Genomic DNA, 17553 nt, shown 5'->3' with positions numbered 1-17553 from the left:
CTCCGATTCGCATGAGGCCCGGCACGACCCCTCATTGCAGCAGCGCCAGCACGGATGTCTTGAGCGCGGCGAAGGCGGGATCGCTGGCGAATTTCGCCAGCGGTTCGTTGTTGGCCGTGCTAGTGCCCGTATCCTGCGACGGCGTGGAGCTGCCCGAGATCGCCGCACCCATCTTCTTGGCGGCCCAGGCGATCAGAAAGCTCAGCGTCTTGCCCTGTTCGAAGGGGTTGGCCCGCACATGGGCGGCGCCGAACACGTCGGAGATCAGGCTGTTCTGTGGGCCGCGGAGCGCCTTCACCGCCCCGCCCGAGCCGAGGAAATGCGCCAGATAGAGATTGCCGGGCGTGACGGTATGGCCGGCCTGCCTGATCACCGCAGCATTGTCGCGGGTGTGGGCTGTTGTCATCGCCCGTGCGAGGTCGCAATTGGTGCGCAGGGCCAGCACCTCCTGGCGGCTTTTGCCAACCAGAAGATCCGGACGATGCAGCCGGATGGTGGTCATCCAGGTCGACTCGATGAACTGGCCGAGCCCGACCGCCGTGGAGAGCGGGTTGGCGGCATTGCATTTGTTGGCGCTTTCGATGGTGATGATACGACCGACGAACTGGTCGACGGCTCCGTTCGCACCGCTGGTGCTCGTGCTGGGAGCGCTGGGGGTGCCGGTGCTGGTACTCACCTGGCTGTCGGCGACCGGATCGACCGGCACGCCATTGTTCCGAACTTCGAAATGCAGGCGCGGTTCGCGGCTGGAGGCCGGCGTGCCGACATAGCCGATGGCCTCACCGGCCTGGACGCTATTGCCAACGGCAAGCCCGGTCGCCGCCCGGGCGAGATAGGCATACATCGAGGTCTTGCCATCATCATGGGAGAGCCGCACCACCGTGCCGAAATTGCTCTCCTCGCCGATCGCGGTGACCTTGCCGACATAGGCGGCAACCACGGGCGCCCCCTCGGGAGCCGTCCAGTCGATGCCATAATTCATGGATGCGGCCGAACTGTCCGAGCCCTGCGGGCCGAATCTGGCGACGATCACGCCGTTGACGGGCGTGACCATGCCGCCATCCGGCACGCTGCCTTGGCCCGCCGACGACACGCATTCGAAGGGCGCACCCGCCTGTGGCTGCATCACATAGCAATCGAGATTACCGGTGGTACGCCCGATGCTGACAAAGACGATACGCCCGAGGCCCTGCTTGGAATCCCGCGGAGCGGGCGAGTAGATCAGCGAAATCGTGTCGCCTGGCTGCACCTTCTGCTCCAGGTCCTGGGCACGCGACAGCAGCATGATCGCTTCGCCGATCACCGGTGCGGGCAGCCTGTTGCGCAGCGCCGTGACATAGATCGCATCGAGCAGGCGTGGCTGGTTCTCCGGATCGACCGGCGCCGGTGCCAGCGGCGCCGCGAAGGGATCGCGCCGATACCAGGGATCTTCGGAACGCACATAGGCGCCGACATCGTTGAGGGCGATGGAGCCGATCAGCTCGGTCTTGGCATAAACAGACACCTGCACCGGCTGCATGTGGTTGGGATCGCCATCAACGGCGATCGCGCGCACCACGTAGCGGTCATCGGCCTCGAGCATCGGATGGCTGTAGAAGGCATTGAAGGCGTCCCCGGCCGCACTCGCCCGCTGGGTATCAAGGCCGAGATTGCCGAGCGCGTCCGTAAGGGGGATCCGAACCTTGGCCTTTTCGGCAAAATCCGCGACCCTGTCGCCTGCGCTGCTGCTCGAAGCGGCGATCGAGGAGGAACCGGTGGCCGTGTCGGCGCCGGGGGCGTTGTCGACCGCGCCGGCGGAAGCCGGCGCCTCCTGGGCGATGGCGATGTCCTCCTGGGACCCCAGCACCGCGACCTGCGATTGCGGAGTGGGCAGGTCGAGGACGTCCTTCAGCCGAAACACCTCGTTCTTGATGCCGAGGCTGACTGCTGCCTTGCGCTGCGTGTCACCAGCCAGCTTGATCAATTGGCGCGGAGCGCCCGCAAGCTGTGGCACGATCACCGGGTCCCCGCTGAGATCGATGATGCGCGGCTTGATTGCCGCCCGTATCAGGGCCTCGTCTTCCGCTTCATTGTCCTCGCCCTGCACAGGAACCAGGCTGGCCTGCAGGTCGCTGTCGGTCACGGTGACCTGCTGCCGGGTTCGATCGGGAGCAAGCAAATAAATCGTGGTCACGGCCGAGCCGAGGCCGAGAAACACCAGAGCGGCAGCCATGGCGAGATAGACCAGCGCGCCTGCGGGGCGGGCGGCCGGCGGAGCTGGTTTGCCGGTATCCTTGGGAACATTCCTGGCCGGGCCGGCGCCGTCTGGCGCGGGCTTGGCGGTTTTCTTCGCGACCCGTGCGACGGGCTTGGCCGGCACGATGATGGTGGCGTTGGTGTCTTCGGCGGCCGCTTCGGTCTGCGGCTTGGCCACGCCCGGCCGGGAGGGATCCGCGGGATCGGAGGATGCTTGCCCGGCTATGACTGTCTTGTCGTCCATGGCGGGGGCGTGCCGAGGTCAGGGTTTGTCGTCGGGGCGGATGAACACCGTCCACGAGCCGGTATCGCCGGTGTCGACCTCCTTGAACTTGGCCTGCACGAAACCGCGCACCCAGCAATCCCAGGGCTGGTCCTGCACCTTTTCGATTTTGAAGCGCTTGGTGTCGACGCACATGTCCCAGCTTCCCTCGAATGCGCTGTCACCTGTGGCGGTCGTCGCATAGATATAAACATATCTAAGCTTGAGGCCGGCCAAATCTTCCTTGATCGGCGTGACGCAAGTATTGCCTGGCAATGTCCACCAGCCTTCGGTGGCGAATTTCCTGTCGATTTCAGCGCCGATCGCGATATTGTACAAAGTGACCGACTGATTGCACACTCGGAAAGCCGCTTCGGCCGGGTCGCCATGGCCCAGAATCAAGCCAAACGACGTCATGGCGAGGCCTAAAGCAAAGTGCGTTTTAGAGAAAACGCGCTTTTGCTCTAACTCCTTGTTTTGACGGGTCTTTGCGATTCTAGGCAATTCAAATAAATCGCAAAGCACTTTGGCCTTCGTAACCACAGACATTGAAGAAACAGCTTCGAGAGCACTGATCGACTGTATCACGCGATGACAGAATTTCGTATCCGCCGCACCTCTTTCTGTCTACCTCACAATGGGGGAGGCGACGGTCGAACGCCTGCTTTAAACTACAGTGGGATGGTGGATGTAAGCCGGTGGATCGCTTGACTTCCTCAGGTCATATGGCACAGTTCATGAGAAGCCGAGAGAATTCGCTCGCGCAGCGGCCGAACGTTTTTTTGGCGAGGCCTTGCGACAGCATTGCCAAGCCTGACAATCACACAACCAAATCCTTCGGGCGGCTGATCAATGTCCTGGTATAGCAAAGTCGCTTGGTCGGAAGGTCTGTTCCTCCGGCCGCATCACTTGCAGCAGGGCGATCGTTATCTCGAACACCTGCTCGAGGGCCGCACCAGCCAGATCACGCCCTATCCCTGGGGCTTCAGCGAAATCGAGATCGACCGCGACCTGGCGCAGCAAAGCAAATTCGGCCTGCGCCGCGCCGCCGGCGTCCTGTCGGACGGCACACCGTTCCGTTTTCCCGGTGATTGTCCGCCGCCGCCACCCGCCATGGTGCCAGAAAATGCCGCAGGGCTGTTCGTCTGGCTGTGTATGCCCATGGCCCAGCCCAACAGCCGCGAGGTCGATGAGCCGGAGAGCGAAAGTGGCAGCCGCTATGTGGTGCAAGCGGAGACGCTGATCGACGCTTCCTCCGCCTTGCAGATCGAGGAAGAGATCGACATCGCGGTGCCGCGTTTCAGCTACGAAATCCGCCGGACGCCGAAACCGGGCTTCGTTTCCATGCTCTGCGCCCGGATCATCGAGGTCAACGACAAGACCATCGTCTTCGACGAGCGCTTTGCGCCGCCCGTGCTGGTGGTCGCCGCCCATGCCGCCGTCACCGGCTGGCTCGACCGCGTAATCGGCTGGGTGGAGACCAAGCTCGACGAGTTGGCGCGCTTTGCCTCGGACCCGCGCTCCAGCGGCGGCATGCAGAGCGTCGACTATTTCGTGCTGCAGATGCTCAATCGTGAAATTCCGGCGCTTCGGCATATGCGCCGCTCGAAATATACCCATCCTGAGCGGCTCTATGTGGAATTGCTGCGTCTGGCCGGCGAATTGGCGACCTATTCCACGCGCGAACGGCGCGCCAACGACTATCCGGCCTATGACCATGACAATCCCGGCGCCACCTTCGCCCCGGTGCTGGCAGACATTCAGCGCTTCCTCAGCGTCGACATCAGCCGCGCCATCCGGCTCGAAATCGTGGAGAAGGCCACCAATGCCTTCCTGGCGACGGTGACCGACCGCAATTTGTTCCGGGCTTCGACATTCGTGCTCGAAGTGGCGGCCCAGCGCTCGCTCACCGAGTTGCAGACACAGTTCCCGGCTCTGTTCAAGGTCGGCCCCAATACGCGCATGAACGAGATCGTGCACGCCCATCTTCCCGGCATCGGGCTCATTCATTTGCCGACGCCGCCGGCGCAGATCCGGGCGATCACCAGCCACGTCTATTTCGCCCTCGATCGCATGTCGCCGCTCTGGCCTGAGTTCAGCACCGCCAGCGGCATCGGCATGCATTTTTCCGGCGACTGGCCCGGGCTTGAGCTCAATCTGTGGGTCGTCAAGGAAGACGTGAAGTAGGATGTGGGCACATGACGAACGGCAAGGGCCCGTTCGGGTCTAATCCGGATTCCGAAAAGACGGTTATCAAGCCCAATCCGGGCGGCCGGCGTGACGGCCAAGGTGCGCCCAATCCGGGCGGAACCCCTGCGCCGGCCCAGGATATCTGGGGTGGGCCGCGCGTGGCGGCAGGCGCTGCAACGCCGCAGCCCTACCAGCCCCTGGCAGAGACACCGCGGGCCCAGTCGGCCTTGCCGCTCGCGCCCGCCACGGTCGATCTCGAAGCGCTCGGCGTCAGCGACAGGACCGGCGGGCCCAATCCCATCCTCGAAGCGGCCATGCCCTTGCTGCTCGTGCTCGCCAATATCCGTATCGCCAGGCAGGTTCCCCAGGTTGCGCCGATGATGAGCACGGTGGCGCAGGGCATCGAGACCTTCGAAGCCGAGCTCAATGCGCGGGGCATTCCCGAACCGCAGGTGCGAACCGCCAAATATGCGGTCTGTGCCACCGCCGACGACATCGTGCAGAACCTTCCGAGTTCGGACCGCAATCTGTGGACGCAGTACAGCATGCTGAGCCGCTATTTCCAGGTGCGCGACAGCGGCGTCGGGTTTTTCGACGAACTGGCCAAACTGCGGCAACACCCGCAGATCAATCATAATCTGCTCGGCCTGATGCATGCCTGCATGTCGCTGGGCTTCGAAGGCAAATATCGGGTTGCCGGCGGCGATGTCCCGCATCAGCAGATCCGCCGCGACCTCTATGAAACCCTCCGCGCTCGCGAGGCACGGGTGACGGATCATATCTCGCCGCATTGGCGGGGCCAGGACATCGCCGCCGCCTATGTACGGCGGACCGTGCCGGTATGGGCTATCACCTCCGTCGCCGTCGGCTTGCTCCTCCTCAGCTTCCTTGCGTTCCGCTGGCTGCTCGGCGGCATGTCCGACACGGCGAGCGCCGGCCTGCTGGCCCTGCATCCGACCGGCGACATCCATATCTATCGGACCGTGCCGGCACCGCCGCCGCCAACACCGCCGATCAAGGTCACCGGCCAGCTCGAACGCATCCGCGAGCGCCTGAAGGACGACATCGCCGCCAAGAAGGCATCGGCCGACTATTCCGGCAAGGACATCGTGGTGCGGCTCCTCAATGATTCCCTGTTCGACAAGGGCAGCACCACGGTGCGCCCCGATGCCGTTGCTGCCATCGGCCATATCGCCGCTGCGCTCGACAAGGAACCAGGGCAGATCCGTATCATCGGGCATACCGACAACACGCCGGTCCGCGCTACCGTGCGCTACAAGGACAACCAGCAGCTTTCCGAGCAGCGAGCCAAGGCGGTCGAGAAGATCCTCGTCGCCGGCATCGCCGATCCGCAGCGTCTGACCACTTCGGGGCTGGCCGATACTGCACCGATCGATCTCAGCAACACGGCCGAGGGCCGGGCCAAGAACCGGCGCGTCGAAGTGTTCATCCCGCGCGAGGATCTGTGATGAAGCGCTGGATCATCTTCATCGTCAGCTTCCTGGCCGTGGTCGCGCTGTGCGCGGTGATCTGGCTGGTGCTGCCGCTTGTCGCCGTGGCCGGCATCGAGCCCTTCGACAATCTCTGGCTGCGGCTGGCGCTGATCGGCCTCCTGCTGGCCGTTTATTTCTGCTGGCTGGCCTATCGCATCTACAAACACGGGCAATCGGCCCGGGCGCTGGCCGAGAACATCGCAGTGCAGGAGCCGGAGGATGACGGCTCCGATGCCGTCGTCCTGGCCGACAAGATGCGTGACGCCCTGCTCACGCTCAAGGGCTCGCGCCGCACCAAGGGCGACTTCCTCTATGAGCTGCCCTGGTATCTCATCGTCGGGCCGCCGGGCGCCGGCAAGACTACGGCCCTGATGAATTGCGGCCTGAAATTCCCGCTGGCCGCCCATACCGGACCGATCGCGGGCAGTGGCGGCACGCGCTATTGTGATTGGTGGTTTACCGAGGACGCCGTCTTCATCGACACCGCCGGCCGCTACACCACGCAGGATTCCGACACCGAATCCGACCGCAAGAGCTGGCTCGCCTTTCTCGATCTCCTCAAGCGCCACCGCGAGCGCCAGCCCATCAACGGTGTGCTGGTGGCCATCAGCATCGGCGATCTCCTGTCGATGAAGGAGGCCGAGCTCGGCGCCCATGCCGTCGCCATCCGCAAGCGCCTGGCCGAGCTCAACAATCGCCTGCAGGTGGATTTTCCAGTCTATGTCATTTTCACCAAGGCCGATCTGGTCGCGGGCTTCATGGAGTATTTCGGCAATCTCGACCCCGAGGAGCGCAAGGCTGTCTGGGGTGCCACCTTCCAGACCAAGAACAAGAAGGAGAACCGGGTCGGTGACGTCGGGCCGGAGATCGACCTCTTGGTGTCAAGGCTGAGCGCCGAATTGCCCGATCGCCTGCAGGAAGAGCCGGACCCGATTTCGCGCGTGAGGCTCACAGGCCTGCCGTCCCAGCTTGCGGCGTTGAAGCCGGTCATCACCCGCTTCCTCAACCAGATCTTCGAGCCGACGCGCTATCAGACCAGTGCCGCGCTGCGGGGCTTCTACCTCACTTCCGGTACGCAGGAAGGCACGCCGATCGACAAGTTGCTGGGCTCGCTGTCGCGCGACCTCGGCCTGCAGGCCGGTGCCAGCCTTGCCTATTCGGGACGGGCCAAGAGCTTCTTCCTCGAGCATCTCCTCACCAAGGTGGTGTTCGGCGAGGCGGGTTGGGTTTCCACCAACGCCGCGGCGGTGCGCCGCAAGATCCTGCTGCAGACCTCGGGCTATGTGCTCGTCGCTGGTGTGACCCTGGCCGCGCTCGCCGGCTGGCTGACCAGCTATTACGGCAACAAAGCCCTGATCGACCGCACGGATGTCGCCACTGCCGCCTATGCGAACGATACGGCGGCACTGCTCAAGGAGGATCCAGTCGACGATGCCGATTTCCTCAAGGTCGTCGGGCCGCTTGGCAAGCTGCGCGATTTTCCCTGGGGCTATGACCGGCTGGACAGCGAACCGCAGATCAACGAAACACTGGGGCTCGGCCAGCACAAGCGCATCGGCGCGGCAAGCGTGGCAGCCTATCGCGATGGGCTGGATCGGCTGTTACGTCCGCGCATTCTTTTCCATCTCGAAAAACGGCTCGCCGATCTGCAGGATCAGCCCGATCAGCTCTATGAACCCCTCAAGGTCTATATGATGCTGGGCGGCGATCCCGCCATTCCGGTGGATACGGCTCTGATCGAGGGCTGGATGCGGGGTGATTGGGAAAGCCTTTATCCGGGCGAGCCCAACAAGGCGACGCGCGACAGCCTGAGCCAGCATCTCGACGCCATGCTCAATATCGACGGCACGCCGCGTCCGATCGCCCTCAATGGTGATCTCGTCAAGGCGAGCCAGGTTGCATTGACGCGGCTGTCGCTGGCCGAACGCGCCTTCGCCATCATCAAGTCGACCGCGCATGACCAGAGCGTCAGGGATTGGACCGTGGCAGGCAATGCCGGGCCGGATGCTGCCGTCGTCTTCGGCACCAATGACGGTTCGCCCACCGAGAGTGTCGGCGTCCAGTCGCTGTTTACCTATGATGGCTTCTACGCCTTGTTCCTCGACAAGATGAAGTCGGTGATCACGCTTCTGCAGAACGAGCGCTGGGTCCTGGGCGACGCAGGCAGCACGCAGGCCATCGACGAGCAATACGCCAATCTGGGCCCCGATCTCTACCGCATTTACGACCAGGAATTCATCAAGGCGTGGACTGCGGCGCTCGGCAAGTTGAAGCTCAACAGCTTCGCCGCCGACAAGCCGGGCTATGCCACGCTGCGGGCCGCCACCGGTGCCGCTTCGCCGATCAAGCTTCTGTTCGAGTCCATCTCGGCGCAAACCAGGCTGACCGAGGCACGGCAGGGAGCCGATAGTGACGTCGGCGGCAAGCTCAAGGATGCTGCGGTGAAAGCCGCTACCAAGGCCGTCACCAGAGCTGCCGGCAGCAGGCTCGATGATATGGCAGCGATCGGCCTCGACGCCGCCAAGAAAGCCTCCGGCCGTGGCGGCAATGTCGAGGCACCCTTCGTGCCGGGCGCCATCATCCAGGAACATTTCCGCCGCTATCACGACCTTGCCCGCAAGAACGGCGACAAGAGCCAGATCGACCTCCTGGTCGAGCAGCTGAAGGGCCTCTACCAGAGCCTGATCGACGAGCAGGACTTCGAGCGCGCGGCGCAGGCGCGGCAGAACATGCAGACTTTCCTCGGCTCCATCGCCACCAGCTCGTCGCGGCTCGAAACCCCGTTCGACACCATGTTCCGCGATGCGATGGCGGAATTCGAGCAGAAAATCATCGGCGACAAGGTGGCCGACCTCAAGGGCGAGCTGAAGGGCTCGGTAACTCGCGAATGCCTCAACATCGTCGGCAACAAATATCCCTTCTCGCCGGGCAGCAAGCAGGAGGTACCGATCGGCGAATTCGGCCGCCTGTTCGGGCCGAACGGGGTGTTCGACACCTTCTTCCGCGAAAAGCTCGCGGGACTGGTCGATACCTCCGGCGCGGCCTGGGGCTGGAAGCAGAACTCGAAGTTCAGCCAGGCGCTTTCGCCCGAGACACTGCATCAGTTCCAGAATGCCGCGCGCATCAAGGAAGCGTTTTTCAGCGGACGCGGCACCTCGCCCAATGTGAAATTCGCGCTGGTGGCGCAGTCGATGAGCCAGAAGACGGCCTCGGTGAGCTTCGAGGTCAACGGCACCAAGCTCGACAGCCCGTTCGGCGTGGTCTCGCGCGGCGATTTCGAATGGCCGGGCCGTTCTCCCGACGGCACCGCCTCGATCACCATGCCTGAAAGCGATGGCACCTCACCCTCGCTGCGTTTCACCGGCGCCTGGTCCCTCTATCGTTTGCTGCAGAAGGGCGACATGCGCCAAGCCGGAAACAAGGCGACGGCCCGTTTCGTCGTCGGCGGCAGGGAGGTCACCTATCAATTGACCTTCGACACGCTCGACAATCCCTTCACCATCCTGTCACAACTCAAATTCGCCTGTCCGTCGGACCTGTAGGACCCGTCGTCATGATGACAATGTGCGGCATGTTCGGAAAGCTGCCTTCCAAGCGCGACTTCGTGTCCTACAACATGCCGCGGCCCTTTCTCGACCAATGGGAGGAGTGGCTCCAGGGTGCCGTCGCCGCCAGCCGGCACGCGCTCGCCGAGCGCTGGCAGGAGATCTATCTCGGCTTTCCGATCTGGCGCTTCTGGTGCGGCAGGCGGGTCTTCGGCTCGGCGGTGACCGGCGCGCTGATGGCCTCGGTCGACGGCGTCGGGCGCTATTTTCCGCTGACGGTATGCGCCTGCGAGCCGCCGGACGCCTATCTGGAACCGCCGCCCTCACGCGGGCTCGATCAGTGGCACGAGGGCTGCGAGCAATTCCTGCTCCATATGCTCGACGATAATTTCGAGCGCGAGCCCTCCCATCTGCTGGCGCAAATTCCGTTTCCACCCCTCGTATCGCGCCTGCCGCCGCCACAGCGCGACGGTGGCTTGCTGCTGTGGCCCGGCAGCGAAATGCCGGTCACCGACGCTTTCCGCTCGCTGGAGATGGCGGACGGCGATGCCCGCAACGGCGGCCGTAGCTATTGGTGGACGCATGGCGGCCAAGGCGCCCCTCTGGGCGGCCATCAGGCCAGGCTCGTGGTGGCCGAGGGCAAGCCCGACGCCCAGTTCTTGTCGTTCCTGATGACGGGGGAGACGATCTGATGGACCCTTGGGCATCCGGCGACCATCTGAAATTCGAAACCGCAGCACTGACCCACCCTGGCCTTGTGCGCCGCTTCAACGAAGACAGCATCTTTACCGATGGCGAGCGCGGCATCTGGGTGGTGGCCGACGGGATGGGTGGCCACCGCGACGGCAATCTCGCCAGCGCGATGATCGCCGATGCCGCGCGAGGTGTCGGCAAGAGCGCTTCCTTGATGGAATTCGCGGAGGCGTTCCGGAGAGAGATCGGCATCGTCAATGCCGAACTTCTGGCCCGTTCCCAAGGTCGGCCGGAGCATATCGTCGGCTCGACGGTTGCGGCGCTGCTGACCCATGATGGCAATTACTGCTGTCTGTGGGCTGGCGATTCCCGCTGCTATCTGGTGCGCGGCGGGCGCATCGAGCAGCTCTCGCATGACCATACCGAAGTGCAGGAACTGGTGGATCGCGGCATCATCAGCCAGGCCGAGGCGACCAGTTGGCCACGCCGGAACGTGATTACCCGCGCCGTCGGTGCCATCGATGATTTCCAGCTTGAACATGCCACCGGTGTGGTAAAGTCGGGCGATTGTTTCGTGCTGTGCAGCGACGGCCTGACCGGACATGTCAAGGATGAGGAAATCCTGGCCATGAGCAACGGGCTGAGCGCGAACCAGGCGAGCCACGAACTTCTCGAACTCGCCTTGGCGCGCGGTGGCAAGGACAACATTTCCGTTGTCGTCGTCAATGTCGTCGACACAGGCGCGACAACGGTTGTGATGCGATAATGGCCGCCGATGGAACCGTCCGTGAACGATGACCGAACCCGGATCGCGATCCGCGGCTCGGCCGTGAGCATCGGCGCCGAACTCAACCAGACCTACCGCATCGACGCCCTTCTCGGCGTCGGCGGCATGGGAGAGGTGTATAAAGGCCACAACATCCAGACCGGCGATCCGGTGGCGATCAAGATCGTGCTGCCGGAATTTGCCGGGGACGAGACCATTGTCGGTCTGTTCCGCAAGGAAGCCCGCATCCTCAACCACCTCTATCACGAGGCCATCGTCCGTTATCACGTGTTCTCGTTCGATCCGGTGCTGTCGCGGCCTTACCTAGCGATGGAATATGTGGATGGTCCTTCGCTCGCCGCCCATGTGAAGAACGCGCCGCTTGCCCCCTCCGAATTCATGCACTTGCTGCGCCGGCTGGCCGATGGTCTGCACCGCGCGCATCTGGCTGGCGTCATTCACCGTGACATGTCGCCCGATAACGTCATCCTGCCGGGTGGCCTCGTGCAGAATGCCAAGATCATCGATTTCGGCATTGCGCGTTCCGCCAATGTCGGCGGCGAAACCCTGCTGGGCGGCAGTTTCGCCGGAAAATATAATTTCGTCTCGCCAGAACAGCTCGGTCTTTATGGCGGCGAGGTCACGCCCAAATCAGACATCTACAGCCTGGCCTTGGTGATGGTAGCCGCCATGCGAGGCCGGCCGCTCGACATGACAGGCTCGCAACTCGACATCATCGAGAAGCGCCGCAGCCTGCCCGATCTCGATGGTGTACCCAAACAATTTCACGCCGTACTATCCGCGATGCTGGCCTCCGATCCCGCGAATCGTCCGGAGGATATGGCCGCTATCCGCGATTGGCCGGATAGTCCGGCAAGCCCCAAGCCGAAAGCCGAGAAGAAAGCCACCAGCGCCAAATCGGCCGAGGTCACCCAGACAAAGCCTTCGCACGTCCTTCGTAACACGATTTTTGCCACTACCGCTCTCGCGGTCATCGGTCTCGGTGCGCTGGGGGGCTGGATCTATACCGATGGGAACCTGTTTTCGGGCAATACCCCACCCATAACCGGGCAGCCCGATAACAAGCAGCCGGATGGCAACAGCCAGGAGACCCTCGCCAAGCAGAAGGCCGAGCGACACGATCGTCTGGCAAAGCAGCTTGCCAGTGCTGGCCAGGGCGAGGCCGCCCTGCAAAGTTTCCTCGACCAGTGCGGCGCGGACTGCCCCGATGATCTGGTCCAGCAAGCCAGGAGCAGTATCGCTGCCCTGAAGGAGCAGGCTGCGCGCCGTGAGCGCCTGGCGGCTCAGCTATCGAGCGCTGGGCAGGACAGCTCCGCCCTGCAGAGTTTTCTCGACCACTGCGGCACGGATTGCCCCGATGACCTGGCCCGGCAAGCCAAGAACAGTATCGCTGCCCTGAAGGAGCAAGCTGCACGCCGTGGGCAGCTGGCGAAGCAGCTTGCGAGCGCTGGCCAGGACGAGGCCGCGCTGCAGAATTTTCTGGCTCAATGCGGTGCGGATTGCCCCGATGATCTGGCCCGGCAAGCCAGGGGCGGTATCAGTGCCCTCAAGGAGCAGGCCTCCCACCGTGAGCGCCTGGCAAAGCAGCTTGCGAGTGCCGGGCAGGACAGCTCCGCCCTGCAGAGCTTCCTCGACCAATGCGGCGCGGACTGCCCTGATGATCTCGCGCGGCAGGCCAGAGGCAGTATCAGTGCCCTGAAGGAGCAGGCCGCGCGCCGTGAGCGGCTGGAGAAGCAACTGGCGAGCGCCGGGCAGGACAGCTCTGCCCTGCAGAGCTTCCTCGACCAGTGCGGCGCGGACTGCCCCGGGGATCTCACCCAGCAAGCCCGGAACCGCATCGATGCCGCCAAGAAATTGGCTGCGCGGCATGACAGCCTCGCGGTGCAGCTCAAGGCTGCTGGCAAGAATGCCACTGCACTCAGGAGATTCCTCGATCAATGTGGTGCGGATTGCCCCGATGATCTGGCTGCAAAGGCAAAGGCCGCGATAGAAGGCACCAAATTGGCGGCTGTTACATCACCCACGCCGGCCGTGCTCCGGGATTTCGTGGCAGGCTTTGGCGCGGATAGCTGCTTTGCCGCAACGGCAGATGATGTAACGGCCAATTCCGCAACCGTCACGGCTCTCGGCACGGCAGCGGTGGACCAGAGCTTCGCCGATGCCTTCAGGCAGAAGGCTGGCTTTACGCCGACGGTGAAGCTCGATGCGGTTTCCGACCAGCAATGCGGCTTCGTCGGCGCGTTGCGCCGCATGTCGGTTGCCGGAGCGCCACCTTTGAAGATGGTGTTGAGCAAAGCGGAAATTCGGGGCGGCGACCCGAGAACGGAAGCCTTAGGCGATCTACTCACCGTTACCGTTACTGGGGCGGGCGAACGTAACATCTATCTGTTCGTGATGGACCATAAAGGCGGGATCCAGAACATCAGTCGCCAGTATCCCGAATTAATCACCATGACGGCTGGGGAAATCAAAGCCGAGCTCAGCCTGTTTGCGCCGGCCAAGGTCGAGGATGAGGCTCGGCCGGCCTTCTTCCCCATGCTGGTGTTCGCGGTGGCCTCGTCGCGGCCGCTGATCAGCATCAATGCCCAGTCCGACTTTGCGGCAGATGATTTCATCGCGCCTTTCCTCAAGGAGATCGCCAATGCCCGCGACGTCACCACGGCGGTGGGCTATCTCAAGCTGCGCGACCAGTGACGGCGCACAAAAAGCAGATTGACGGGCGTATCCTGGGACGTAGCCTCATAGAGGCGTAACCAGATTCGAATCGAGACGAGTTTGAGGGCGGCGAGCTAGTTCTCGGCCAGCTTGTCGTAGCGGGGCGAGATCCGCTGGAAGCGCTTGGCATTGATGAAGAAGCGCTCGACGAGGTTACGCGCCTTACAGAGGAACGGGCTGAAGCAGATCGGTTCCTTGCGATTAACCTTGGACGGGATTTTGGCCCATGCTTTGCGCTCGGTGATCGCACTTCGCAAGACGTTTGAATCGTAGCCTTGTCGGCGAGCAGCATGGCACCCTCGGGCAATTCCGTGATCAAGTCTGCTGCGGAGGTGATGTCACTCATCTGACCTGCCGTGAGCATCAGCTTGATCGGCATGCCTTTGGCGTCCACGAGAGCGTCGATCATCTGCACTGTTTCATGGGCTTTGGTGACGGCATCCATGAGACGGTCTCACACCCTTGCTTTTCGCCATCGGACGAAGCGGCTGTAGCAGGTTGTGCGAAGGCCATAGCGCTTCGGCAGGTCACGCCACGGAGCACCCGATCGAAGCACCCAGAAGAATGCCGTTCAGCACTCGGCGATCATCGACACGCGGCACACCTCGTGGTTTGTTGGGCAACAGCGGCTCGATCACTCGCCATTCAAAGTCGGTCAGGTCATATCTGCCCATGCAGAGGCTGAATGAGATTCAGCCGCAATTTGAAACCCGCCAGTCGGCAAACGACTATAGCAACGCGAAGCTTCACAGGATAAGCATCTCTGATGCCCGGGTCGATCTATGAATTTGTCAAGAAGAAGCTGATTTCCCATGGCGTTGATCGGACGCCAGACGGATTAGTAACGATCGAGAATAAGTCGCTCTTTTTAGCCTTCGTACAGCTTGAGCGCGCCGTCAGAATTGCCGATTTCGATGCAGTGCGATCCGCAGTCAAGGGAATAGACGAACGCGTTGGGGCACTGGGAAAGCGACACCTGATTGTTTTTGCCTATATGTATCTGTACTTCTCTGACGGAACTCCGAAAACGACCCATGCAGATGGCAGCAACGATGATGGCGGCGTCTTGAGGTTGGTTGAGTATCGACGCGCAGTCACACCAGAGGAACGGCTTATCGCAGACTGGGGCGGCCTATGGTTTTTGCGGTGCGGAAAGAGCCTTCTTCGAGCAATTTACGCCTCAAGAGCGTAACGTCGGCGGCCTGTTGCGCAACGACCGCTTTCCAAGAATCTCAATCATTCAGCATTTATGAGTTCACGTCGTAAGGGTGGGCGCGCGCCCCTTCTTCTCCGGAGACAGCGGGAGCTAAGAAGCTCTACAGCATCTCCTGAGAAGAGACGTGATGCTTTTGCATGTAAAAGCCCGGCATGTTTCACTTTTATAAAGAGAATACCGATCTTTCTGCCGCATCGTGTTCGCCCACAATATCGAACTTGGCGCCAAAAATCATTGTTGTCGTGTCTTTTTTCGAAACATGGTACGCGCGTTTCAGCGAAATGTTCTGGTAAGTGCTTTTAAGCACTTACCTACGCTCCTTGAATCGATAAAAAGAATCGATCGAATTACTGATTATGCTTAATCATAATATTTTCTTTTCCGAAAATATTTGGATCCGGCACGCGGCGACATCGAAGTGTTAAAAATATTGTAAAATTAAGTAACGTTGAAAGCAAATTGGAGCCCTTATGGCCGATCCCATCATGCTGGATAAGAACGTACTTACATCGATCGCAAGAAATAATCAGCCGGCTGCTGAGGGTTTGAAGAAATACTTAAATGCCGGCACGCCAGTCTATATTTCGCGCGCTGCCTATGACGAGTTGGTGACACGGGCACAAACTCAAAAACAAGGCGGTGAGTATGATTGGCTGCTCGAGGATGCACGGATCACCATCGCTCCGTCAGGCAGCATCAAGGACCGGGGCGACGTCTATGCCGACAACATCCAATATGCTCCTGCTCCCAATCGGCCGCAGCTGAAGGATTTCTCACGCAAGGACGATACCACGAAGCCGGGCGACGTGTTCGTCGTGGCACAGGCCAAGGCCATCAACGCGCGTTTGTGGACCTTCGATAGGAAGGCGCAGAATGCTGCACCCGCTCTCGGTGTCAGACTGGCGCCGGAGTGCAGCATTGGCGACCGCGGCGGCGTTGAGGACGTGGCTGTAGGCCGGAAATTACTCGGACTGAATCCACGCACCCTTGGCGCCGACGGCAAGCCGGTGCGGCCATCGGGAGGATCGGGGGGAGGCTCCGGCGGCAGTTATTCGATCGGGATAGCGGACAATACCGTCCCGGAATTCGCAGGGCCATCCCCGAAGGGCACGGCAACGATAGCGGGGATTCAGCTGGCCTTCGAAGGGGTTAATTTCATCCTCAACCTCGTCAATGACTACATCCAGAAGGGAAAGGTCACGCAAGCTCTAGACCAGGTCAGGCCGAGCATAGCCAGTGAACGCGCGTCGAATCCGCGAATGGGCATTCTGCTGTTATTTTACTACACCCAGTATCAGGCTCCCGATGAGAGTCTCATTAAGCCCGGCGCCGTGTTCGATCATTTGACCTGGGGAAAAGGGACCACCCGCGACGAAGCGCTTCGCGAGGCATTGAGCGTGCCGACACTATCGCGGGGCACCGGGCCAAACGAACGCGCCTTTTCGCAGGAAGTCTGGATAGCACCGCTTCAGAGATCTGCTGTCACCACCGCCAAATGTCCATTCAAACCCATTGCGATAGGACGGTTCTTTCTTGGCGACTCCAATAAGGCGAAATTCCAGCAGGTGGAGTTCAACATTCTTGGTGGCTTTGACGATGTGGTTGAAACAGGCGTTGAACTGCCAGCCGACTCCAATGTCGATTTTGCCGTCCTTGAACCGCCAAGTCAGGTCTACTGGTACAATATGAATGGGCGGCAATCCCTCAACGTTCCAACCCTGGACGATAAGACGGCGAACGAGAACACCATCAAGGTAGTCGATCTCGATCCATGGAGCCCGTTCCACGCGAAAGCAGCGATGGTCTTTCCTGTGGATGAATGGACGGAGAAGATATTCGGACTAGTTTCGCCTACGGGAAACTATTTCAGCCTCGGGACCTACGTGAATTTCAACATGATCCGTTGGGTACGCGCCAAAAATATCCATCTGCTGCGCTTTTTGTAGCCGTCCAGGAAGAGTTTGATTGTCAGCCTGAGAGGAGCCTCGATCCGAGGTCGATGCCGTTGTGCGTTCGCACAACGGCCCGCTTTCGAACAACTACCCCCCGATCAGCACTGTCGGCCACATGCCCACGATGGTGCCACCATGGGCGGTGAGATCGCCGATACGTGCCGCCATCTGGCCGTTGACATACACGGTGGTCGATCCCAGTGCGATCATGTCAGGCGGCCCGACGCAGATGCAGATATCCCCGACCCGGGCCTGCAACTGACCGCCGGTGAAGACATTCACCGATCCCATCACGATCGGACCGCCGACATGCGGCACCAGCACATTCACCAGCGGGCAGACATGCATGTCGCCCAGACGTGAAGCAGGTTGTCCCATCAGCCACTTCCTGTTCCGCGTCCTTCAGGACCGAACGCGCGACGTTGCACCATACTCTGTCCGACTGCAGCGTTTTTGTCACGCCGC

At 61.6% G+C, this 17553-nt stretch carries 11 protein-coding genes and 1 pseudogene; 8 read left to right on the top strand and 4 right to left on the bottom strand.

Annotated elements, in window-relative coordinates; translation table 11 throughout:
• Positions 1 to 31: 31 nt before the first annotated feature.
• Together ACR9ZN_RS04140 and ACR9ZN_RS04135 are read right to left on the bottom strand one after the other, a co-directional pair.
• Positions 32 to 2479: a M23 family metallopeptidase gene (locus ACR9ZN_RS04140; RefSeq protein WP_481271442.1), complete on the bottom strand. Its 2448-nt coding sequence runs from the start codon at positions 2477 to 2479 to the stop codon at positions 32 to 34.
• An 18-nt stretch (positions 2480 to 2497) separates the two neighbouring features.
• On the bottom strand, positions 2498 to 3046 hold the full coding sequence (locus ACR9ZN_RS04135) for a DUF1036 domain-containing protein (protein ID WP_481271441.1): 549 nt from the start codon (positions 3044 to 3046) through the stop codon (positions 2498 to 2500).
• A gap of 303 nt (positions 3047 to 3349) precedes the next feature.
• On the opposite strand from ACR9ZN_RS04135, the gene tssK reads away from it, so the two are divergent.
• The 6 genes from tssK to ACR9ZN_RS04105 are packed head-to-tail and all read left to right on the top strand — an operon-like array spanning position 3350 to position 13899.
• Positions 3350 to 4684, top strand: coding sequence for a type VI secretion system baseplate subunit TssK (gene tssK, locus ACR9ZN_RS04130; protein WP_434960580.1), 1335 nt, complete (start codon positions 3350 to 3352; stop codon positions 4682 to 4684).
• An 11-nt stretch (positions 4685 to 4695) separates the two neighbouring features.
• Complete coding sequence (gene icmH, locus ACR9ZN_RS04125) at positions 4696 to 6156, top strand: type IVB secretion system protein IcmH/DotU (protein ID WP_481271440.1); 1461 nt, start codon at positions 4696 to 4698, stop codon at positions 6154 to 6156.
• Positions 6156 to 9722 carry a type VI secretion system membrane subunit TssM gene (gene tssM, locus ACR9ZN_RS04120; RefSeq protein WP_481271439.1) on the top strand — a complete coding sequence of 1189 codons (3567 nt, stop codon included), beginning with the start codon at positions 6156 to 6158 and terminating at the stop codon, positions 9720 to 9722. Before icmH ends, tssM begins: the two co-directional genes overlap by 1 nt.
• An 11-nt stretch (positions 9723 to 9733) precedes the next feature.
• The gene (gene tagF / locus ACR9ZN_RS04115) at positions 9734 to 10417 is read left to right on the top strand and encodes a type VI secretion system-associated protein TagF (protein ID WP_481271438.1); all 684 of its coding nucleotides are present in this window, start codon (positions 9734 to 9736) and stop codon (positions 10415 to 10417) included.
• A complete protein-coding gene (locus tag ACR9ZN_RS04110; RefSeq protein WP_454817646.1) occupies positions 10417 to 11184 on the top strand; it encodes a PP2C family protein-serine/threonine phosphatase in 768 nt (255 codons plus the stop codon). Before tagF ends, ACR9ZN_RS04110 begins: the two co-directional genes overlap by 1 nt.
• Before the next feature lie 21 nt (positions 11185 to 11205).
• Positions 11206 to 13899, top strand: a complete 2694-nt coding sequence (locus ACR9ZN_RS04105; RefSeq protein WP_481271437.1) for a serine/threonine-protein kinase — start codon at positions 11206 to 11208, stop codon at positions 13897 to 13899.
• Between the two features lie 98 nt (positions 13900 to 13997).
• Here the strand turns inward: ACR9ZN_RS04105 and ACR9ZN_RS04100 are convergent.
• A pseudogene (locus ACR9ZN_RS04100) lies at positions 13998 to 14594 on the bottom strand (transposase); the annotation flags it as partial.
• A 92-nt stretch (positions 14595 to 14686) separates the two neighbouring features.
• Here ACR9ZN_RS04100 and ACR9ZN_RS04095 point away from each other — a divergent pair.
• Both ACR9ZN_RS04095 and ACR9ZN_RS04090 read left to right on the top strand, forming a co-directional pair.
• Complete coding sequence (locus tag ACR9ZN_RS04095; RefSeq protein ID WP_481271436.1) at positions 14687 to 15112, top strand: hypothetical protein; 426 nt, start codon at positions 14687 to 14689, stop codon at positions 15110 to 15112.
• A gap of 494 nt (positions 15113 to 15606) precedes the next feature.
• Entirely contained in the window at positions 15607 to 17082 is a 1476-nt protein-coding gene (locus tag ACR9ZN_RS04090; RefSeq protein ID WP_481271435.1) for a PIN domain-containing protein, read from the top strand.
• A 93-nt stretch (positions 17083 to 17175) separates the two neighbouring features.
• On the opposite strand, the gene ACR9ZN_RS04085 is transcribed toward ACR9ZN_RS04090, so the two are convergent.
• The gene (locus tag ACR9ZN_RS04085; RefSeq protein WP_434960587.1) at positions 17176 to 17466 is read right to left on the bottom strand and encodes a PAAR domain-containing protein; all 291 of its coding nucleotides are present in this window, start codon (positions 17464 to 17466) and stop codon (positions 17176 to 17178) included.
• Between the last annotated feature and the right edge of the window lie 87 nt (positions 17467 to 17553).

The organism is Labrys sp. HAY1-8F, assembly GCF_056754975.1.
The sequence above is the reverse complement of the archived record's forward strand: the minus strand, read 5'-3'. Positions and strand labels throughout refer to the sequence as shown.

Bases quoted from the DNA above. Each gene is read 5' to 3' on its own strand.
- tssM (WP_481271439.1), top strand. From the start codon at position 6,156: ATGAAGCGCTGGATCATCTTCATCGTCAGCTTCCTGGCCGTGGTCGCG.
- icmH (WP_481271440.1), top strand. From the start codon at position 4,696: ATGACGAACGGCAAGGGCCCGTTCGGGTCTAATCCGGATTCCGAAAAG.
- tagF (WP_481271438.1), top strand. From the start codon at position 9,734: ATGATGACAATGTGCGGCATGTTCGGAAAGCTGCCTTCCAAGCGCGAC.
- ACR9ZN_RS04110 (WP_454817646.1), top strand. From the start codon at position 10,417: ATGGACCCTTGGGCATCCGGCGACCATCTGAAATTCGAAACCGCAGCA.
- ACR9ZN_RS04140 (WP_481271442.1), bottom strand. From the start codon at position 2,479: ATGGACGACAAGACAGTCATAGCCGGGCAAGCATCCTCCGATCCCGCG.
- ACR9ZN_RS04085 (WP_434960587.1), bottom strand. From the start codon at position 17,466: ATGGGACAACCTGCTTCACGTCTGGGCGACATGCATGTCTGCCCGCTG.
- ACR9ZN_RS04135 (WP_481271441.1), bottom strand. From the start codon at position 3,046: ATGTCTGTGGTTACGAAGGCCAAAGTGCTTTGCGATTTATTTGAATTG.
- tssK (WP_434960580.1), top strand. From the start codon at position 3,350: ATGTCCTGGTATAGCAAAGTCGCTTGGTCGGAAGGTCTGTTCCTCCGG.
- ACR9ZN_RS04095 (WP_481271436.1), top strand. From the start codon at position 14,687: ATGCCCGGGTCGATCTATGAATTTGTCAAGAAGAAGCTGATTTCCCAT.
- ACR9ZN_RS04090 (WP_481271435.1), top strand. From the start codon at position 15,607: ATGGCCGATCCCATCATGCTGGATAAGAACGTACTTACATCGATCGCA.